Origin of the sequence: Moritella marina ATCC 15381 (assembly GCF_008931805.1) — a bacterium.
Classification (GTDB): domain Bacteria; phylum Pseudomonadota; class Gammaproteobacteria; order Enterobacterales; family Moritellaceae; genus Moritella; species Moritella marina.
Genome location: NZ_CP044399.1, coordinates 1,218,387 through 1,239,328 on the forward strand (window position 1 = coordinate 1,218,387; position 20,942 = coordinate 1,239,328).

At 39.6% G+C, this 20,942-nt stretch carries 15 protein-coding genes; 8 read left to right on the forward strand and 7 right to left on the reverse strand.

Features of this window, described 5'->3' with window-relative positions; all coding sequences use genetic code 11:
* Positions 1–285: 285 nt before the first annotated feature.
* Together FR932_RS05545 and FR932_RS05550 are read right to left on the reverse strand one after the other, a co-directional pair.
* A complete protein-coding gene (locus tag FR932_RS05545) occupies positions 286–2,199 on the reverse strand; it encodes a methyl-accepting chemotaxis protein (RefSeq protein WP_019439840.1) in 1,914 nt (637 codons plus the stop codon).
* Positions 2,200–2,447: 248 nt separating this feature from the next.
* The gene (locus FR932_RS05550; RefSeq protein ID WP_019439839.1) at positions 2,448–4,361 is read right to left on the reverse strand and encodes a methyl-accepting chemotaxis protein; all 1,914 of its coding nucleotides are present in this window, start codon (positions 4,359–4,361) and stop codon (positions 2,448–2,450) included.
* A 346-nt stretch (positions 4,362–4,707) separates the two neighbouring features.
* Here FR932_RS05550 and FR932_RS05555 point away from each other — a divergent pair, with 346 nt between their 5' ends.
* From FR932_RS05555 to FR932_RS05565, 3 genes are all read left to right on the forward strand, one after another.
* On the forward strand, positions 4,708–5,388 hold the full coding sequence (locus FR932_RS05555; protein WP_019439838.1) for a thioredoxin domain-containing protein: 681 nt from the start codon (positions 4,708–4,710) through the stop codon (positions 5,386–5,388).
* A 221-nt stretch (positions 5,389–5,609) separates the two neighbouring features.
* Complete coding sequence (locus tag FR932_RS05560; protein ID WP_019439837.1) at positions 5,610–6,449, forward strand: 2OG-Fe(II) oxygenase family protein; 840 nt, start codon at positions 5,610–5,612, stop codon at positions 6,447–6,449.
* A gap of 117 nt (positions 6,450–6,566) precedes the next feature.
* Complete coding sequence (locus FR932_RS05565) at positions 6,567–7,556, forward strand: GGDEF domain-containing protein (protein ID WP_019439836.1); 990 nt, start codon at positions 6,567–6,569, stop codon at positions 7,554–7,556.
* Positions 7,557–7,574: 18 nt separating this feature from the next.
* Here the strand turns inward: FR932_RS05565 and cdd are convergent, their stop codons facing one another.
* The 3 genes from cdd to metG form a co-directional block, all read right to left on the reverse strand.
* On the reverse strand, positions 7,575–8,468 hold the full coding sequence (cdd, locus tag FR932_RS05570) for a cytidine deaminase (protein ID WP_019439835.1): 894 nt from the start codon (positions 8,466–8,468) through the stop codon (positions 7,575–7,577).
* Between the two features lie 103 nt (positions 8,469–8,571).
* The gene (locus FR932_RS05575) at positions 8,572–9,762 is read right to left on the reverse strand and encodes a class I SAM-dependent methyltransferase (RefSeq protein WP_019439834.1); all 1,191 of its coding nucleotides are present in this window, start codon (positions 9,760–9,762) and stop codon (positions 8,572–8,574) included.
* A 131-nt stretch (positions 9,763–9,893) separates the two neighbouring features.
* Positions 9,894–11,960 (reverse strand): methionine--tRNA ligase, encoded by a 2,067-nt coding sequence (gene metG, locus FR932_RS05580; protein WP_019628788.1) that lies wholly within the window; start codon positions 11,958–11,960, stop codon positions 9,894–9,896.
* A gap of 203 nt (positions 11,961–12,163) precedes the next feature.
* Here metG and apbC point away from each other — a divergent pair, with 203 nt between their 5' ends.
* The 3 genes from apbC (at position 12,164) to dcd (ending at position 14,774) form a co-directional block, all read left to right on the forward strand.
* Positions 12,164–13,240, forward strand: a complete 1,077-nt coding sequence (gene apbC, locus FR932_RS05585; protein ID WP_019439832.1) for an iron-sulfur cluster carrier protein ApbC — start codon at positions 12,164–12,166, stop codon at positions 13,238–13,240.
* A 171-nt stretch (positions 13,241–13,411) separates the two neighbouring features.
* Positions 13,412–14,056 carry a uridine kinase gene (gene udk, locus FR932_RS05590; RefSeq protein WP_019439831.1) on the forward strand — a complete coding sequence of 215 codons (645 nt, stop codon included), beginning with the start codon at positions 13,412–13,414 and terminating at the stop codon, positions 14,054–14,056.
* Between the two features lie 115 nt (positions 14,057–14,171).
* Complete coding sequence (gene dcd, locus FR932_RS05595) at positions 14,172–14,774, forward strand: dCTP deaminase (protein ID WP_019439830.1); 603 nt, start codon at positions 14,172–14,174, stop codon at positions 14,772–14,774.
* A 142-nt stretch (positions 14,775–14,916) separates the two neighbouring features.
* On the opposite strand, the gene FR932_RS05600 is transcribed toward dcd, so the two are convergent.
* Positions 14,917–16,308, reverse strand: coding sequence for a YjiH family protein (locus FR932_RS05600; RefSeq protein WP_019439829.1), 1,392 nt, complete (start codon positions 16,306–16,308; stop codon positions 14,917–14,919).
* 620 nt (positions 16,309–16,928) lie between these two features.
* Here FR932_RS05600 and FR932_RS05605 point away from each other — a divergent pair.
* On the forward strand, positions 16,929–18,869 hold the full coding sequence (locus FR932_RS05605; protein ID WP_019439828.1) for an AsmA family protein: 1,941 nt from the start codon (positions 16,929–16,931) through the stop codon (positions 18,867–18,869).
* A 103-nt stretch (positions 18,870–18,972) separates the two neighbouring features.
* On the opposite strand, the gene sbcB is transcribed toward FR932_RS05605, so the two are convergent.
* The gene (sbcB, locus tag FR932_RS05610; protein WP_019439827.1) at positions 18,973–20,415 is read right to left on the reverse strand and encodes an exodeoxyribonuclease I; all 1,443 of its coding nucleotides are present in this window, start codon (positions 20,413–20,415) and stop codon (positions 18,973–18,975) included.
* A 366-nt stretch (positions 20,416–20,781) separates the two neighbouring features.
* On the opposite strand from sbcB, the gene FR932_RS21420 reads away from it, so the two are divergent.
* Positions 20,782–20,934 (forward strand): hypothetical protein, encoded by a 153-nt coding sequence (locus FR932_RS21420; protein ID WP_019439826.1) that lies wholly within the window; start codon positions 20,782–20,784, stop codon positions 20,932–20,934.
* Positions 20,935–20,942: the final 8 nt, after the last annotated feature.

Below are 20,942 nucleotides of genomic sequence, written 5' to 3' on the forward strand. Positions count from 1 at the left end.
AATTCTTAAATTAAAGTTTAAGGTTTATGTTGTTGATATATATATGTTTAAGTTAAACTTGGTTGTTTTTTCTTTAAAGTACAGTATGGAAACCTATGTTTACTTAGTGTTTTTGAATGTACTAAATGTGAGGTATGACAGTGTGAGAGAGTTCAGGTTTAATGGTTTTGTTCTTGGTGCTGTTAATTTGATTGTTAATAGGTTATTCATGGCGCGATTTAAAGTGTCTTTGGTATTAAATTAATACCAAAGACAAGACTTAAAACAGACCTTAATAAGGAGGGATTAGCCTAATTTAAATTGTGCCACGATAGCCACAAGTTGCTCGTTTGAACTTGCAAGTGTATGCGTACTGTCCATGGTTTTCTCACCGTTTTCAGTTAATTGCGAGACCATATTTTGTATCATTGTCATGTTACGGTTAATTTCCTCGGTGACTGAACTTTGCTCTTCGGCGGCTGTAGCAATCTGAATACCAAGGTCGTTTATTTGCATAACAGAATTAGTCATCGAATCAAGACTGTCATTGACGCTAGCAGTGGTGTCCGCTGTTTGTTGACAGCTGGCTTTGGTGATATCCATTGCTTTAACAACAGTATCTGCACCGCCACGTAAGCGCGTTAACATCTCGTTAATTTCAGAAGTACTTTGTTGCGTTCTTGCTGCAAGCGTACGCACTTCGTCAGCAACGACCGCAAATCCTCGGCCTTGCTCGCCTGCACGTGCAGCTTCAATTGCCGCGTTTAATGCGAGTAGGTTAGTCTGATCGGCAATTTCACCGATGACACTGAGAACTGAACTTATTTTATGGGTATCTTCATTCATGGTTTGAATGTTAAGTGCCATTGCTTCGACTTCATTAACTAAATCGGCCACACCTCTTACTGCCCCTTCAACGACATTTTTAGATTGGTGTGCTTCATCCGTTGATTTCTGGGTATACGTTGCACTTTGTGCCGCACTTTGAGCCACGCTGTCAGCAGTCGAACTCATCTCTGTCACAGCAACAACAACCTGATCTGTTTCACTGGCGTGATCGATTAGCACGGCGTTGTTGTGCTCTGTTTGTGATCGTAGTTGTTCAATACCATTGGAAATGTGGTTTGTGGATTGCGATATTTCCAGCATGATATTTTGTAAGTTAATAATAAAGGTGTTTACGCCCTCTGCAATTTGGCCTAAATCATCTTTACTTGTCACTTCCAAACGTTGTGTTAAATCGCCGTTACCTTGTGCAAGATCTTGAATGGTCGATTTTAATGCGATGATGGGTTGGTAAAGCTTATTAAGGGCTACGTATATCAGTAGCGATACAATAAGAATTAAAATAATCGCCGTAATGATTGAGTCTTCTAGACTATCAGTGATAACAGCGTGGTGGCCTTCTTTATCTAGCGTTACTAATATATGCCAGCTTAATTGCTCATTGAGTTTAACGGATTCGAAGTAGCTTATTTTTTCTTTTTCATTTACAGATAAAGTGAACTTACCGTGATCTTCAGCTAACATTTTTCGTTGTAACTGGGTAAAGGCTGTATCATCTGCAAGTTTAGATTCACCTGGATTGTCGATTTTATCTGTTGATGCGATGGCTGTGCCATATTCGTCATATAAGCTGGTAGTTGCATGTGCAAATGCCGATGCTTTGACGATATCTTCAAGGATATTCAATTCGATATCAGCCAGTAGAACACCTTGTAATTGACCATTCTTATAGAAAGGTTCGGCAATGCTGACTAATAAGTTCTGGGTAAATGCATCTTTATACATAGGTGTAATAATGGTTTTGCCTTGGCGTTTTGCTTCTATATACCAATCTCGTCCACGTGGGTCGTAATCGCTTACAAAACGTTTTCCAGATAGTGCACTATACGAGCCACCATCTTCAAAGCCAACGAGGATGTCTGTTGCTTTTGTTGACGCATTTATTTGCTGTACCATAAGATTGATCTGATCATCATTACGGGCAATTGCAAAATCAGGGGCTGTACCCACTAGACCATCTTTGATCGTTTGGAACCATGCATTAACCTTATCGGATGTACTACTGACCTTGAGCGTTGAATACTGATCTATATCGGCTTTCATTAGACTTGATAGCTGGCGATAAGATAGAAAGTTTGATATTGCTAGCGTCGTGATGAGCAGTAACATAATTACTGTAATTATCCGGCCTTTAAAACTTGATAAAAAATTCACGTGGACATCCTTATAATAAATCGAATCGAGAGTGTAGACTCGCGTTAAACAGCGATAACACTATCGCAATTACTTGTTATAAGCTTATCGGCAGGAAATATTGATATCGCATTTAAAGTTATAGGTAGGTGATCTATGTCACGTAAATAAAGCAGTTGTAACCATTAAGTAATAAATCATGATGAAGACGGGGAAGGGGTGCTACCCTGCTTGATAAAGGGGCAACACCACTGATAAGTAGCGCTGTGTTACTTCAGTTTGAACTTACTTACTATTGCCATTAAATGCGCATTGTTGTTTGCCAGTTCATGTGAACTATTGAGAGTTTTGTCGCTGTTGCTTGTTAACTGATAAACCATTGTTTGAATTGATGTCATATTACGGTTTATCTCTTCTGTTACAGAGCTTTGTTCTTCAGCTGCAGTCGCAATTTGAATCCCTAAATCATTAATTTGTAACACTGATTCAGTCATTGAATCTAGGCTGTCGTTAACGCTTTCTGTTGTTTCTGCGGTTTGTTCGCAACTCGATTTTGTTGTATGCATTGCTTTGACTGCTGAGTCTGCACCATGACGTAATCGCGTTAACATGTCATTAATTTCAGATGTACTTTGCTGTGTTCTGGCTGCTAATGTTCTGACTTCATCCGCAACCACTGCAAAGCCGCGGCCTTGTTCGCCTGCTCGGGCTGCTTCAATGGCGGCGTTTAGCGCAAGCAAGTTAGTTTGGTCGGCAATTTCACCTATGACACTGAGTACAGAACTTATTTTATTGGTATCCTCGTTCATGGTCTGAATACTTACCGCCATAGCGTCAACTTCAGTCACTAGTTCGGCTACACCATAAACAGCGCCTTGAACCACAGTTTTAGAACGCTTGGCTTCATCTGTTGATTTTTGGGTAAAGGTAGCAGACTGAGCAGCACTTTGAGCGACGCTATCAGCTGTCGAGCTCATTTCGGTGATCGCAACAACAATTTGTTCGGTTTCACTCGCATGATCTAGCAGAACATTATTATTATGTTCTGTTTGTGAACGCAGTGCGTTAATACCTGCAGATATATGCTCAGTTGACTGAGATATCTCTAACATCATACTTTGCAAATTAGCGGTAAATTTGTTTACTGCTTGTGCTATTTGACCTAAATCATCATTACTATATATTTTAATTCGACGTGTTAAATCGGCGTTACCTTCCGCTAAATCTACGATTGTTTCCTTTAACGATAGGATAGGTTGATATAAACGATTTAACGCCATCAAAATGATAATGCTGGCTAAGATAACTAGGATAAGTCCAGTAATAAATGCGCTATCTAAACTTTCAGCTATTTCGATAAAGTGTGACGATTTGTCTACTGTGATAGCGACTTTCCAAGAAATGCTATCATCTAGGTTTAATGTCGTGAAATAAGCCAGTGTTGTTATCTGGCCTTGGTTAAATTCAAACGTGCCTTTTTGATTATTTGATAGCGTGTTTTTAAATGGGGTAAAGGCAGCATTAGCTGAGTCTAAAGGCTTACCTACAACTTGACGATTATCTGTTGACGCAATCGTCATGCCTGTCATGTCGTATAAATTAAGCGTGGTATTTTCAAATGTGGAATTTTGAATAAAGTTGCTGACAGTCTCTAAGCGGATATCAGCTAATAACACACCAGTAAATTGACTATTATAATAAAAAGGTTCTGCGATACTTATCATCAATCCACCCGTTGTAGCATCACTGTAGATCCCGGTTATGATTGTTTCGCCTTTTTGTTTCGCGTCTTTATACCAATCGCGGACGCGTGGATCATAGCTTTCTAAGCTTAGTTTACCGTCTATTGCGGTAATGGCTGTGCCGTCTTCATAAGCGGCTAAGATATCATTGGCGTCGGTAGCGAGAGATAATTGTTTCACCATAAGCAATAACTGCGCTTCATCACGCGGCACTGCAAAGTATGGAGCCGTTGTTACAAGTCCTTTTTTAATACTTTGAAACCAGCTATTCACTTTATCTGCGGTACTATCAACTTGTAAATGTGAATATTTATCAATGTTACCTACAATAGAGGTAGATAATTGTCGATAAGAAATGAAACTCGCAATCACCAGTGATGAAATAACAAGTAACATGACAACGGTGATGATACGCCCTTTGAAACTAGATAAAAAATGCATGTTACTTAATCCTTCAGAACATTATTTGGTTGTTGGTTTATGCCATAGCACAAGAGCGCTGGATAATAGCGACAAGACTTTTTATTGTATATTTGTTTATATAATAAGCTGTAGCTAGATCACCTTTATTAATATTTTGCCTAATACTTTATGCTATCATTTTAAAATACGGCATATTTAATGACCAATTATGGTCAGGCGGTCATTTATATTGTTCTTTATATAGGCTCGATTGATCTACATCATAATGAAAGTAAAGCTAGGTAATAATATTCGACAGTGGTAATTATTCATTATAATCTCTCGATTATTTCTATCCCCATCTTAAACTAATGGTCCTAATATCATGATGAAATCTATCTTTAAACCCTTGTTGTTCGTGCTTGTATCGTTAATAGCACTCAGTGGCTGTAGCGAAGACAATAATCCAAAAGAAGGCACTGAATATGCCATCATACCGACACCAATGGCAGATTTACCGAATGTAGTCGAGATCTTCTCGTTAGCGTGTGGTAATTGTAAAGGTATGGAAACGATGATCCCTGCAATTGAAGAGATGACAAAAATTGATATTGCTAAAACCCATGTAACGTTTAACGAAAGTGCGCAACGTTCGGCTTATGTTTATTATGCTGCAGCAATTCAAAATAATGGCAAGCCGAGCCACGAAATGATGACTGACCTATTTACGTATACGCAAAGTGGTAATGGTGCGGACAATCATGATCACGGTGAAGGTAAAGTAGAAGAAGAGCCTGAAGTCGCAATGACGCCAGCCGAGAAAAAAGCTGAGATGATTGGCATTTTCAACAAATATGATATGCAGAGTCCTATCGATTTAAGCGAAGCTCAACACGAAGCTGTGTATCAAGAAATGGTTAAAGCTGAAACTGTGGTGACGAATGCTAATATTGCCTCTGTTCCAGCGTTCTTAGTACAAGGTAAATACTTGGTAAATTCTGGTGCACATAAAACATTAGAAGAGCTAGCTGCAACAATTACTTATTTGAATAAGTTAGATAAGTAATGTCTAATTTTTAGATTTAATCTGAATTTAAAGGGATGGCTATGATGCCATCCCTTTTTGTATCTGCTTTCATTCAAAGGTTAATTGTATCGATTGTGAACATAAATAAGGAAATGTATAGATTTCATGACAAAATATAGGGGGGAAATAGACTTTAACAGTAGACATAATAGTTAATGAAATTTATCATTCGTGAAATTTTTGATAAAGAAGTATAAATAATGACATTAGCAGCAATTGATTATCGCGCTGAAAACAGCGCTGAAGCGTTCGTAAAGTCGCTTCGTGAAACGGGCTTTGGTGTATTAACGAATCACCCGATTAACCCTGAGCTAGTTCAAACTATTTACACTGAATGGCAAGCGTTCTTTGAAACTGAAGAAAAGCACGGTTTTTTATTCAAGCCTGAAACGCAAGACGGCTTTTTTCCTGCGACTGTCTCTGAAACAGCAAAAGGCCACAGTGTTAAAGATATTAAAGAGTATTTCCATGTATACACTTGGGGACGTATCCCTGAGTCACTAAAAGAAAATATTCTTGCGTATTACGAGCAAGCGAATGCACTTGCTGCTGAGCTACTTGACTGGGTTGAAGAATTCTCTCCAGCTGATGTATCGGCAAAATACAGCATGCCACTATCGAAGATGGTTGAAGCAAGTACACGTACGTTATTACGTGTTTTACATTATCCGCCAATGACAGGTAATGAAGAAGTGGGTGCGATCCGCGCTGCTGCGCATGAAGACATTAATATGTTAACAGTACTTCCTGCGGCTAATGAACCTGGTTTACAAGTACTTAAGCAAGATGGTTCTTGGTTAGATGTACCAAGTGATTTTGGTAACATTATTATTAATATTGGTGACATGCTACAAGAAGCGTCTGGTGGTTACTTCCCATCTACGACACACCGTGTGATCAATCCTGAAGGCGCAGATATGACGAAAGCACGCGTATCATTACCGCTATTCTTGCACCCTAAAGCAGACGTTGTATTATCAGAACGTTATACAGCTGATGAGTATTTGACTGAACGTTTACGTGAGTTAGGCGTGCTTTAACTCTCTGTTATAAATATACATATTGTTAAAAGCGCATTTATGCGCTTTTTTTTGTTCTCAATTTTATGTTTTGTTAACTAAACTCATTTATTAATAGGGCGCAAAGGATATGAATGAATGTTAAGAACATTTAATGGATGTGCACATGAATGGTTTATCGCGTTAACTGAATCGGAAGATGAAGCAAAGCTGGACCTTACTCTATTCGCGTCTATGCAGGCTATTTTGGCAACCTCACGCATTGCTGTATTTTCTGTAAAGAAGGCACTGAAAGAGCAGAGCGCCGCGTTAATATGTGATAACTTATCTTGTTTAGACTTCTCTTCACAAGACATTGATAACCTCTACCAAAAGCTGCAAGATAATAAGATCCACATCTCTGAATCGTTGGCTGAAAGGGTGAGTTACATTCCAATCTGCCATGGTGAGTCAGTTATTGGTTTTGTCGTCGCGGCGCATGAACTGGGTGATATAGCGAGTACAAAACAACTCAATACGGCGATAAATGTATTACATATTTATGCTAACCAGCAACATATCTTATTTAAGAACAGACTTGATCCGCTTACCGAACTACTCAATAGACAAACCTTTAATAATAAAATGATGGAGGTCATCACTGGCCATGATCATAATGAACGCCGCGATCAAATTGATGAGCATTGTGCTTGGTATCTTGCCATGTTAGATATTGATAACTTCAAAAAAGTGAATGATCAGTTTGGTCATGTTATTGGTGATGAAGTATTAATATTAATGGCGGGCTTAATGAAATGTAATTTTCGGAGTGAGGATTATATTTTCCGTTATGGCGGTGAAGAGTTTAGCGTATTGTTTAAATGCGCCGATGAAAGTACCGCTGAACATATACTAGAGCGCTTAAGAGAGACGATTGCAGGCTATAACTTTCCACAAGCAAAAAGCATGACGATGAGTATCGGCTTTACAGAATTAAAGAGTTGTACCTTAATACCAAAACTTGTTCAGCAAGCCGATTTAGCACTTTACCACTCGAAAGAGTCAGGACGAAACTCAGTGACAAATTTTAAAATAATTGCACATTTGCACAATATTGATTATGTCACAGAGCACGAACTGTTTAAATAACGTGATTTACCGTGTCATTTAATTAGCATATACATGCTGATAATGTTCAATCCCCATATCAGATACAAGCACTTGTGTCGCTTGTGCGTGACTCATCCTAGTTTCTGCTTTTTCAACCAATATTATTGCTGTTATATCCGTTAATGTGAAACCGGCTAAATTTAAATTAATCAGCACTGACTGTAGCGGTGATAATGACGGATTAAAGGCCGCATTTTCAATATAACGCCCAGTAATGACTTTACCTGTTGTTGTTTCTAAGGCAATACCGGCATGGCAATGGCTGTAAGGCGCATAGCTGGTATTAGCAGCCTGTAATGCAGCTTGTACTAGCGATGAATCGTTTTCTTGTTGCAAGGTCAAATTAACAGGCTGAGCCGCTAATAGTGATTCGCTAATGCCCAGATCAATCGGACCGAAAGAATCAGGCAGCAAGGTTGCTAGGCTTTTTACACCTGTTGCTTTTAAGTTGACACTTAACGTTGGTGCACAGTGTAATTCATTCATGAACTGACGGCAGTGACCACAAGGGCTGTCTGTCACTGTGACATCTAAAATAGCCGATTCATGATGGCTAAAGGCATTATTAATCGCGGCTTGTTCAGCATGGACACTGTTGAATAATGCTTGATTGGTAAATTCATAATTGGCGCCAAAATACAGATTACCCGATTCAGCTCGTGCAATTGCGCCGACATTAAAATCAGAGATAGGGGCAACAGAGTAGGCTGCAGCTAACGGTAATAAACTGAGTAATAATTCAGGCGTTTCTAGTGCTGAATGCAGTTGTAATAAGTCAACATCGTCAGTATGAATGACACCTTTAAAATCAACTTTAGAAATTATAGGTAGAACATGGCATTGAAGTGATTCTGGTAAGCTAGAAAGTGCTTTAATGAGGTTTGCTTTCATAAAAATTGGCCTTGTTAAAAAGTGGCACTGAATAGAGAATAAAATTCTATCTGGGTGCCACTTTGCAACTAAAACCAATTTATTACAAGGTTACAGCTCTAAATTATAAAACTTTTAGTACTAAACCGTTTAGATAATAACCTTCTGGATAGAAGCTAGCCGTTGGGTGATCGCCTGCTTGTGATAAGCGCTCTACGATGTAAGCGTCACGGCCTGCATCAAGTGCTGCATCAGCAACGATTTTTTGGAATAAACCATCTTCCATTAGGCCTGAACATGAGAATGTTAACAGTGTGCCGCCTGGCTTAAGAACTTGCATTGCGACGAAGTTAATATCTTTGTAACCACGGCAAGCGCCTTTCATTTGTGCTTTGCTTTCAGCAAACTTAGGCGGATCAAGAATGATCGTATCAAACGTACGGCCTTCTTCACGGTATTGGCGTAATATTTTGAATACGTCAGCACGTTCGAAAGAGGCGTTTGATAGATCTAAACCATTGTGCTCAGCATTACGTTTAGCAATGTCTAATGCAGGTTGCGATAAATCAACGTTCGTGATTGATTTAGCGCCAGCTTGTAGTGCGTAAACACCAAAACCGCCCGTGTAGCTGAAGCAGTTAAGTACGTCTTTGCCTTTCGCGTATTTTGCTGCTGCTTTACGGTTATCACGTTGATCAAGATAGAAACCAGTTTTGTGGCCACCTTTAATATCAACTTCAATTTTAACGCCGTTTTCTTCGATGATAACTGCCTCAGGTGGCTCTTCACCTTTCAGTACACCTTGTACTAACTCTAGGCCTTCTTTTTTACGTACTGCTACGTCTGAACGTTCGTAGATGCTACATTCTGGGTAAAGCACGCTTAGTGCAGCTACTAATGTTTCACGGTGGAAATCTGCACCCGCTGATAATAGCTGACATACTAAGAAATCGTTGTAACGGTCAATCGTGATACCCGGAAGGCTATCAGATTCAGCTGCGATTAAACGGTAGCCAGTAAGGCCTTTCTCTTCGATTAACTCATCACGTAGCGATTGTGCTTGCTTGATGCGTTTTTCAAAGAATGCTTGGTCGATTTCTACGCCACGGTCGTAATGCCATACACGTACACGGATTTGTGACTCTGGAGAGTAGCTACCTGATGCTAGCCATTCGCCGCCTGCACTCATGATATCAACAGTACCGCCAACTGCTACTTCGCCTTTTACTTTCTGTACTGCGCCAGAGAAGATCCACGGGTGTCTACGTTTAAGTGCTTTTTCTTTGCCTTTAGCAAGGATAATTTGAGCTGTCATTTAAATCTCTTATCGTTTTTAATTTAGTTATAAATCATACGTTATATAATAGTAAAGGGACTCAAGCTTGAGTCCCTTTAAAAATCAGTATTAGAAACGTTTTAATTAACGCTTCAGATAACCGAACTTAATTACATTACGCGCATGCCAGGTTCAGAACCTTCGTCCGGGTTTAGTACAAAGATATCGCTACCGCCAGGGCCAGCAGCAAGTACCATACCTTCTGACATACCAAACTTCATCTTACGGGGTGCTAAGTTAGCAACCATTACCGTTAAGCGACCTTGCAGTTGCTCTGGTTCGTAAGCTGATTTGATACCAGCAAATACTTGACGCGTTTCGCCGCCTACATCTAAGGTTAGCTTAAGTAGTTTCTTAGCGCCTTCAACATGCTCAGCTTTAACAATTTTAGCAATACGTAAGTCAACTTTTGCGAAATCATCAAATGCGATCATTTCACCAATTGGCTCTTCCTTAATGTGCTTGTCAGAAGCAAGGTCTATAGCCGTCTCTTCAACAGCCGCTTCAACAACTTCTTCTTCAGCAACCACTAGGTTTTGCTTAGATGCTTCAACCATAGTTTCAACTTTGTCCATTTCAACACGTTGCATTAACGGTTTGAACTTGTTGATTTCGTGGTCTGTTAATACTGTTTTGTAGCTATCCCAGTTGAATTCATCATTTAAGAATGTTTCAACTTCAGCAACCATCTCTGGTAATACCGGTTTCAAGTAAACCGATAAAATACGGAATAAATTGATGCCCATAGTACAAACAAGATGTGCTTCAGCTTCACAGCCTTCTTGTTTGATTAATTGCCACGGTGCTTTGTCTGCAATGTAAGCATTGGCTTTATCAGCCAGTGCCATAATTTCTTTAATTGCTTTGCTGAAATCACGTGTTTCGTAATACTGAGCAATGGTATCGCCAGCTGCAACGAATTCAGCTAATAATTCAGGTTCTGAAATTTCGCTTGCTAGTTTTGCATCAAAACGCTTGTAGATGAAACCAGCAGTACGGCTTGCAAGGTTAACTACTTTACCAACAACGTCAGAGTTTACGCGCTGGGCAAAGTCTTCTAGATTTAAATCTAGATCAACAATCTTGTTGCTTAGTTTTGCTGCGTAGTAATAACGTAGGTATTCTGGGTTTAAGTTGTCTAAGTAAGTACGCGCCATAATAAATGTACCGCGTGATTTAGACATTTTCTTACCGTTTACAGTAACAAAACCGTGTGCAAATACGCCAGTCGGTTTACGGAAACCCGTACCTTCAAGCATTGCAGGCCAGAATAGGCTGTGGAAGTTAACGATGTCTTTACCAATGAAGTGATAAAGTTCAGTCGTTGAATCTTTCTTGAAGTATTCATCAAAGTCTAGGTCATCGCTGCGATCACAAAGATTTTTGAAGCTACCCATGTAGCCGATAGGTGCGTCTAGCCAAACGTAGAAGAATTTACCTGGTGCATCCGGGATCTCGAAACCAAAGTAAGGTGCATCACGGCTGATGTCCCACTGTTGTAGACCGGCTTCAAACCATTCAGCTAGTTTATTTGCTATTTCTTCTTGTAATGTACCAGAACGTGTCCATTCTTTTAGCATGTCGCCAAAAGCAGGTAGGTCGAAGAAGTAATGCTCTGAATCTTTCAGTACAGGTTCAGCACCTGATACAACAGAACGAGGTTCGATCAGATCCGTTGGAGAATATGTTGCGCCACAGTTGTCGCAGTTATCGCCATTTTGATCTTCGCTCTTACATTCAGGGCAAATACCTTTAACGAAACGATCTGGTAGGAACATTTGTTTTTCTGGATCAAACAGCTGTGAGATAACACGTGTTTTGATATGACCGTTATCGCGTAGACGCGTGTAGATCATGCTTGCTAGTTCACGGTTTTCATCACTGTGTGTTGAATGATAGTTATCAAAACCAACATTGAAATCAGCAAAATCTGCCATATGCTCAATTTTAGTTTGCGCGATCATTGCTTCCGGCGTGATGCCACGCTCTTGCGCTTTAAGCATGATAGGTGTGCCGTGGGCATCATCAGCACATACATAAGTACATGTGTGACCACGTTGCTTTTGGAAACGGACCCAGATATCTGTCTGGATGTACTCAAGCATATGACCTAAGTGAATAGGACCATTGGCATAAGGTAATGCGCTTGTTACTAAAATCTTGCGTTCTGATGTCATAAAATTCTGACTCATCTTGTGGTTAAAAATAAAGTTGTCCGATGTTACCTGATACGGCCTTTAAAGCATAGATGTTACGCTAAAAACCCTGCTATTTTTAGCGTATTTATTTGTGAATCTTTACTTTATGATTGATATAGTAGATTAATAAAGTATAAATGCTTAAAAGCTAAACACTTACGTACTTAATTTGAGAGGCGGTTATGGATATTACAAAGATCACTCAGCTTGTTGGTATTTTTACACCTAAAAACTGGTTACAAAATATTGCCGAGACTAATGTATTAGAGACAATTAGCAACAAGGATGGTTGTGTTGAAATTCAGATACGTTTACCGTTTCCATCATTAGATTTTGAAGAAGAAGTCAAAACTAAATTAGAAGCGAAAGTACTGTTAATGAAAGGGGTTGATCGCGTTAATTGGGTCATTAAGTTAGACGTTGCCACTCTTGCACGCTGTAATGATGCGCCTGCGATTAAGGGCGTTAAGAATGTGATTGCCATTGCATCGGGTAAAGGCGGGGTAGGCAAGTCAACGACAACGGTTAATACCGCGCTCGCATTAGCTAAAATGGGTGCCAAAGTGGGTATCATGGATGCCGACATTTACGGACCATCAATTCCACTGATGCTGGGGGTGAGCGAATCTCGCCCAGAGGCCTATGATGGCAATACCATGCAAGCGATTAACGCGCACGGTTTAGCGGTAAACAGTATTGGTTTTATTGCCTTAAATGATCAAGCGATGATTTGGCGTGGGCCAATGGCGAGTAAAGCATTAATGCAGTTACTTGGTGAAACCCACTGGGGTGAACTGGATTATTTGTTTATCGATATGCCACCGGGTACGGGTGATATCCAATTAACGCTAAGCCAAAACATTCCGGTGACAGGTGCATTAATTGTATCAACCCCGCAAGACGTGGCGCTTGCCGATGCAGCAAAAGGCATCAGCATGTTCAGACAAGTGAAAGTGCCGGTATTAGGTGTCGTCGAAAACATGAGTACGCATATTTGTAATAATTGTGGTCATGAAGAAGCTATTTTTGGTACGGGTGGTGTCACTAAAATGGCCGCTCGTTTTGATACCGAGTGCGTGGCGCAATTACCGCTACATATCGATTTGCGTGCAGATATCGATGCCGGTATTCCAACGGTAGCGGCCCGACCTGACTCCGAGTTTTCAGCTGTGTATGCGCAACTCGCGAATGATATTGTCAGTAAAATGTTTTTTCAAACGCACACAATATCAACAGCGATCCCGATTAAGCTAGCGTAACCTTGTTAATTTTATAGCGGATTGTAAAATTTACTAACTTATTGTAGGTATTTTTCAACTTAATACTGCTATTTTATAAGTTAATATAGGTATTTTTCGGTTTACTCTAGAATGACGGACTATAAATTTCTATAATAACGGGGTCTTAAGCCCTAACGGATCATTTAATAAATGAATAATACATCTAACTCTTGTGTGATCATCGCAATCGCAGGTGCTTCTGCATCTGGCAAAAGCCTACTTTCTTCAACAATCTATAGCGAGCTTGTTGCTGAGTTTGGCGAATCACAAATTGCAGTCATTACTGAAGATTGTTATTACCGTGATCAAAGTCACCTCGAGATGGAAGAGCGAGTTAAAACAAATTATGACCATCCACAAGCGATGGACCATAAATTATTGTGCAGTCATTTACAGGGTTTGAGTGACGGCAATGCAGTAGAAATACCAACGTACAGCTACACTGAGCATACGCGTATGCCTGAAACGACTAAATTGACAGCGAAAAAAGTGATCATTTTAGAAGGTATTTTATTACTGACAGATCCCGCTATCCGTAACATTATTCACGCGAGTGTATTTATGGATACGCCGTTAGACATTTGTTTTGTGCGCCGTTTACAACGTGATGTTGCAGAACGTGGCAGAACGATGGAGTCGGTGATTGAACAATATAATGATACGGTGCGTCCAATGTTCCTACAGTTCATTGAACCATCAAAACAATATGCAGATCTTATTGTGCCACGTGGTGGTAAAAACCGTTTTGCGATTGATACATTAAAAGCAAAAATTTGTCAGTTATTAAACGATTAATGTAATAGTTTATGTCCACGTGAATCTCAGATTTAACATCTGATATTACTTGGGCATATAAGTATCAACACTAACAGCATTATAATTAACACAGCATCTATTAAAGAGAGAAAAAATGCGCCTGTGCGATACAGATATTGAAAAATACTTAGATGATGGCCGAATTACGATTGAGCCAAAACCTGAGCAAAGTAAAATTAGCGGTGTAAGCGTTGATGTTACTTTAGGCCATGAATTCCGAGTATTTCAAGCACACAATGCGCCTTATATTGATTTGAGTGGCCCTAAAGAAGAAGTGGCTATCCAACTTGATAAAGTCATGAGTGATGAAATTGTGATACCTGACGGTGAAGTATTTATTTTACACCCAGGTGAATTCGCTTTATCTGTGACTTTTGAAAAAGTAACTTTACCAGCTGATATCGTTGGTTGGTTAGATGGACGTTCGTCATTAGCGCGTTTGGGTCTGATGGTACATGTTACTGCGCATCGTATTGATCCAGGCTGGTCTGGGCGTATCGTTCTGGAATTCTATAACAGTGGTAAATTACCGCTAGCGTTACGTCCGAAAATGACGATCGCAGCGTTAAACTTTGAAACACTGACTGCACCTGCTGCGCGCCCTTACAATCAACGTAAAGATGCGAAGTATAAAAACCAGCATGGTGCCGATTCAAGCCGAATCAACCAAGACGATAACGACAATAAAAATGCTTAGTCACTAGCTTCACACTGTAATGAATACTTGAAATTGTGCTAATCTAAACATAAAAATACCCATCACAGTTATTGCGATGGGTATTTTTTTGTCTTACATTTCCTTTAAATTCCATTGTTACAGTCTTTGTAACGGGAATTACCTAGAAGATAAGGTGAGCAACACCTGTAATGATAGGTAGTGTGATAACTGTACGTAGTACAAATATGATAAACAGGTCAACAATGTTTACCGGTATTTTACTGCCCAATAATAATGCGCCAACTTCAGACATATAAATAAGTTGTGATACTGATACACCGGCGATGATGAAACGAGTCATGTCGCTTTCCATTGATGCAGCAAGAATACTTGGTACAAACATATCAGCAAAACCAACCACGAGTGATTCAGATGCCAGTGCCGCTTCTGGTACGTTCATGAACTCAAGATAATACATAAACGGTTTACCAAGCACGGCAAATATTGGTGTGTATTCAGCGATAAGTAAGCCGACAGTACCGATTGCCATGACGACAGGTAAAATACCGAATACCATGTGCGTGGCGTTTTTCAAACCTTCGATAAATACTGTTTTGTATGACGTTACTTTTGATGCACGATCAACGGCTTGATCAATACCCCATGAGAAAACGGTGTGACCAGTCGGTATTGCTTCTAAATCGTGTTTTTTCGGTGTGCCATCAATATAGATATCTTTTTTCCAACACAGTGGTGGAAGCTTAGGTACGATAATCGCAGCAACGATGCCTGATAATGTGATCGCCATGTAATAAGGTAAGAAGTATTGCTCTAAATTAACTTGAGCGATGACAACTAAGCTAAACGTAATTGATACTGCCGAGAAGGTAGTACCAATAACTGCGGCTTCACGTTGAGTATAAAACTTCTCTTGGTATTGTTTATCCGTTAACAAGATACCGACACTGCCATCGCCTAACCAAGAGGCAATACAGTCAACCGCAGAGCGACCCGGTAGATTGAAAATAGGACGCATTATTTTTGTGCATAGCGCGCCGCACAATTCCAGCAAGCCAAAGTTAAGCAATAGCGGTAATAATAAACCAGCAAAGATGAATACTGCGAACAGGGTCGGTAGTAAGTCATTAAGTACCAAACCACCGGTATTAGCATTCCAAATATATTCCGGGCCGACTTGAAAAACGGTTGCGATAGTAAACACGCAGCTGACTAGTCTTATGATTAGCCAAAGTGGTGTTGGCATGAATAATTCTTTCAGAAATACACGTTCAGTTATAAACGTTGGTTTGAGTAATACAGCCAACGTAGAGGTCACAGCCATGAACGAAATGATTACTGTGATGATATGAAGTAGGTAACCGTCCAATAACGACAATAACGCCTTGGCTAAAATTGCCACTGGGATCGTCATTTGGCCTTCATAGCTCACAGGAGTCATGAATAAAAACAAACCTATTAACGAGGGGATTACAAATCGCATTAATGATTTGTTACCTGAGTTTGTATTTTTTAGCTCACGCGATGATTCAGCGTAAATATTATTATCTTTCATCAAATATTTCCCTTTATAGAGCTGACACTGCAAACCAGATCGGTACGCCAATGCTGCACTCATATTCCATTTACATTACTTAGGTAATGGCATTTATAACTGCCAATCACTCAATTGCTGGAGATAGTAACTGCGAACATACATCTTAGAAACATATTATTAACACTCTGTGTCAGCTGTCATGGAAATAAACTTTTTTATGATATTTTAGGTGTTACATGTCACATAAATGGATTTTAATGCGTCGCTTTTATATTAATTAGATCGAATTTTGCAGTTTTATATCTTGATATTTGATGGGTATGCAGTAATTGTGATTGTATAATCGTATTTAGGCTATATTTATGAATAAAGATTAAGTGGCGTAGTTTTTTGGCTGTTTATTTAAAGCCTGTTTTTTAAGCACATTATTTAAACGCATAGTTGTGTTACCTCATATTGGGTGTGTGTGAGGCCACGTAAAGCTTTGCTTGGTAATTATTTAATACGCTAAGGCATTTTATTGTGAATCTTTCAGCTTTCTGCTAATTACATGATATTATTGGGCAAGATAGCGTTGGTATTATAGTCAATAAGCTATCATTATGGATTAAGATGTATTTTTATAAGGTGGTTTAAGGATGAAAAAAGTACTGCTTGGTATTGGCGGACTCATTGCGATAATTTTTATCGCTGGTTTTATTGCCATTAAACTCTTCGTTAATGAAGCGTTAATTAAAGATAATTTGGTTGAGCAAGCAAAGCAATTCACAAAACAAGATGTGACGATTGAGGGGGATTTGAACCTCACGTTTTATCCACAAATTGGCTTTGAATTAGGCAAGGTTACCTTATTTAATAAACATGAATATGCAGACTCTAAACAAATTGAAGTGAATCAGGTGCATGTGGCTGTTGAGTTGATGTCGTTATTGACGAAAACGATTGTGGTCACGAATGTGCAAGTGGATGGTTTAACAGTGAATGTGGAGACGTTAGCTGATGGTCGTAATAATATGGATGAGTTGCTAGCGACATTAGCACCGCCAGCAGTAGGCACCGAATCACAACCACCAGTAATATCCAATGAAGATATACAAGCGATTAAAGTCACGCCTGAAGGTGAACTCGCTAAAAGCGAATATCAGTTTGTAGTCAAAGGGGTGAGTATAACCAACGCCCAATTATCATTAAATAATCGCCAAGATGGTACTTATCATAAATTGTCTGACAGCAGCTTAAACGTCGGCGAGTTTGCCTTCGGCAAGCCTGTTGCCATTAAATTAGCTGCCAATTACCGTACTAATGAGTTAACGGCTAAATTAAATACCAGTATGGTACTGACTATTGATGAGCAATTTAGTGAAATTAAATTAGCAAAACTCGATAGTAAACTCGCATTAACGGGCTCTATGTTACCGCGTCCAGAAATGAATATTTCATTGCAGGGTGATATGACATACGACAATGTTTACAAAATAATGAAATTAGCAGGGCTTAAACTTGATGTCGATGAACTGACTATCACGGGTGACTTGGCCGTAGATGTATTTGCTAAACCGAGCTTAGAATATAATTTGGCAATGAATACCTTGGTTGTTGACGATTGGCTGCCTAAAAGTAAAATTGAAAATGGTTCTGCAGTAGGCAGCACGACTAAACAAACAGCGACTAAGCAGACAACGACAAAACCCGTGGCCGAAGTTGAACCAGATCTGAGTGCTTTATCAAGTGTTAATCAAAAAGGCTCATTAACCATCACGAAAATTAAGCAAGGCGAGTATGTCTTGGATAATATTAAGTTACAAAGTGAGCTTAAAGATGGGGTATTACAACTGACTAAGCTATCTTCAGACTTGTATGAAGGTAAGTTAATGGTAAAAGCGTTATTAGACAGTAACAAGCAGCCAGCAACTTTCAATATGAATAGCACATTAGAAAAAGTACAATCAGAGCAACTTGTTACAATCGCAGCGGGTAAGAAAATGCTTACTGGCTTAGTTGATATTGACGTACGTATAAGCGGTAAAGGTCTGACGACGACGAAACTTAAATCGGCGACCAAGGGCACCATTAATAGCAGCTTCACTGATGGTGCCGTGTTGGGTATGAACGTCGCACAAGAAGTGCGTAAAGCGATTGCCATGTTTAGCAGCAAATCAGAGACAACTGCTGATGAAGCTGAACAAACAGACTTTAGTGCCATGGTGGCAAACTTTAAATTGGGCGCTGGTAAGTTAACATCGACTAAGATTGATCTCGCATCGCCTGCTATCAAGGTCGATGGTAAAGGTAGTGCTAATTTGCTACATGAAAACCTTGATTTTAGATTTAATGCAGCCGTTGCTGAAAATATTGGTGGTCAGTCTAGCTCAACCATGAAACAAGTACGTGACTTACGTTTGCCAATTGATGTAAAAGGCAGTTTTGCAGCGCCAAGTATTAAGGTTGATTTTGGTGCTATTACCAAACAACTTGCTGAAAAGGAAAAAGATAAATTGGTGGACAAGTATCTTGGTTCAGATGAGAAAAAAGATGAACTGAAAGGAAAGTTTTTCAAAGAGCTTAATAGACTCTTTTAATATTTAACCGTTATAGTATGAAAGGGTTAGTTAAATAGAGCCTGTTAGTTAACTTATTTAAAGTCACTAACAGGCTTTTTTGTTTTCATCTATTTTCTACATATTAGGCACCAATGATCTTCTGACCGTAAAGGTATAACTGTTGTAGTAGTTTCATCTTACGTTCGTCATGACTGTTTTCAATGGCGAGAGCATCTAAGCGGGCAAAGTAAGCTGGCGCACTGTCTTCTAGCACGGTGCGGCAATGATTAAGCCATTTTTGCTGCTCTGGCATCGACAGTAAATGTGGGAAGTTACGTGCACGATAGCGGAAGAACATTTCGTTAAAACGTTCATCACTGATTTTAAGCTTCAGTCCTGCTAATTGCTCTGGCGCAGTTTCACGTAAGATCTCAAAGTTGGCTTTGTCACCTGCGCTAAAGAAACCATCATAAATCATGGCATCAACATTATTCGTTTTTGGGTATTCACGTTCTACTTGATACACACCAACCACGTTTTCACGCAGTGTTTTACTCTCTTTTAAACGTTTTAGATTTGCTAAACAGGCGTTACGATCTATACCCAAGCGTTCGGCATTTTCGGGTAATAATGTTTTCGCTGGCGCCAATACTGGGCACTTATTTATGTGGATAAGCTTTAATGGGATAGGGGCTAAATCACCCAGTTCTTTTCTTGGCGTATACAGGCGATCACGTAATTCATCTGAGCTTAGTTCTAACAACGGAGTAATGTCTTGCGCTAAATCAGCGACGATCACGGCATTATTGTTAGTTGGATGCCAAGCTAGTGGCACAACCCAACTTGTAAAGCCGCGATCTGCACCAAACATGCCACTCACGTGTACTAATGGTGTCATGTTGATGATATCAATCAGTGATTCAACTTTACGCTTGTTACGTAAGTTAAATAAGAAATCGAATAATTTTGGCTGCTTATCTTTAACCAGTTTTGCCATTGCGATCGTTGCGTACACGTCTGATGTTGCATCATGGGCATTGGCATGTTCGATACCATTGGCTTTGGTTAACAATTCAAGACGCATGCTTGGCAGACCATCATCATTTTCAGGCCAAACAATCCCTTCTGGACGTAATGCATAACAAGCGCGCATTAAGTCGATGATATCCCAACGTGAGTTACCGTCTTTCCATGTATGTGCATACGGGTCGTGGAAATTACGATAAAAAATATTACGTGTGACTTCATCATCAAAGCGGATGTTGTTGTAACCGATAATACAGGTGTTTTTTTGGCTGAACTGCGCTTCAATTCGTTTACTGAATTCGGCTTCAGTGACACCTTCTGCTTGGGTCTTTTGCGGCGTAATTCCCGTGATCATGGCAGCTTCTGGCGAAGGCAGGTAATCATCAGATTGACGGCAATAAAACATATCGGGTTCGCCGATCACATTAAAGTCCATGTCGGTGCGAATACCAGCAAATTGAGAAGGGCGATCAAGTGATGGGCTTAACCCGAAAGTTTCATAATCGTGCCAGTAAAAAGTGGCTTGGTCAGCAGCTGCTTTATTAGAATTGTTATCCATACTACGCCTTGTTCTTATTCATTTTATCTAATTGGGTGGTTGTTTTTCGGTGATATTTAATGCCTTTAAAAATCATAAAATATACTGTTAAACGATAGTCAGAGGGTAAGCTAAGCGTGGAACTATGGCAAGTGCTAACAGTCAATGTTGGTGGTTATTTTAACGCTATTCATGTACTTTTTATCTGCTGTTATTTTACGTAGTTTATAAAAACTGAATACAAGTGTCCCATAGTGGACAGTTTAATTTTCAATTGGGCTTTATATTAGCCGGCAATGTCATTTGATAAAACAATGTATGGTGCTATGTGAAACGTTATATAACCATATTTTATTTAGTTTAGTCGTAATCGAGTTAGGGAATATAATGAGAAAAGAACAAGTAGAGCACACTGTACAGTTATTACGTGAAGGCCATGCCTTAACAGCAGTCGCAAAATTAGCTGGTATCAATGTCATGTATGTAAGCGTGATCCGAAAATTAATGGTCATGGAATTATTAAAAGTGGATGCTTCGTAGCTGCTGAC

Excerpts from the sequence above, each read along its gene's own strand:
- FR932_RS05575 (WP_019439834.1), bottom strand. The coding sequence starts at position 9,762 with ATGACAGCTCAAATTATCCTTGCTAAAGGCAAAGAAAAAGCACTTAAA.
- FR932_RS05565 (WP_019439836.1), top strand. The coding sequence starts at position 6,567 with ATGTTAAGAACATTTAATGGATGTGCACATGAATGGTTTATCGCGTTA.
- FR932_RS05600 (WP_019439829.1), bottom strand. The coding sequence starts at position 16,308 with ATGAAAGATAATAATATTTACGCTGAATCATCGCGTGAGCTAAAAAAT.
- udk (WP_019439831.1), top strand. The coding sequence starts at position 13,412 with ATGAATAATACATCTAACTCTTGTGTGATCATCGCAATCGCAGGTGCT.
- sbcB (WP_019439827.1), bottom strand. The coding sequence starts at position 20,415 with ATGGATAACAATTCTAATAAAGCAGCTGCTGACCAAGCCACTTTTTAC.
- FR932_RS05560 (WP_019439837.1), top strand. The coding sequence starts at position 5,610 with ATGACATTAGCAGCAATTGATTATCGCGCTGAAAACAGCGCTGAAGCG.
- FR932_RS05605 (WP_019439828.1), top strand. The coding sequence starts at position 16,929 with ATGAAAAAAGTACTGCTTGGTATTGGCGGACTCATTGCGATAATTTTT.
- FR932_RS21420 (WP_019439826.1), top strand. The coding sequence starts at position 20,782 with ATGAGAAAAGAACAAGTAGAGCACACTGTACAGTTATTACGTGAAGGC.
- FR932_RS05550 (WP_019439839.1), bottom strand. The coding sequence starts at position 4,361 with ATGCATTTTTTATCTAGTTTCAAAGGGCGTATCATCACCGTTGTCATG.
- cdd (WP_019439835.1), bottom strand. The coding sequence starts at position 8,468 with ATGAAAGCAAACCTCATTAAAGCACTTTCTAGCTTACCAGAATCACTT.
- metG (WP_019628788.1), bottom strand. The coding sequence starts at position 11,960 with ATGACATCAGAACGCAAGATTTTAGTAACAAGCGCATTACCTTATGCC.
- FR932_RS05555 (WP_019439838.1), top strand. The coding sequence starts at position 4,708 with ATGATGAAATCTATCTTTAAACCCTTGTTGTTCGTGCTTGTATCGTTA.
- dcd (WP_019439830.1), top strand. The coding sequence starts at position 14,172 with ATGCGCCTGTGCGATACAGATATTGAAAAATACTTAGATGATGGCCGA.
- apbC (WP_019439832.1), top strand. The coding sequence starts at position 12,164 with ATGGATATTACAAAGATCACTCAGCTTGTTGGTATTTTTACACCTAAA.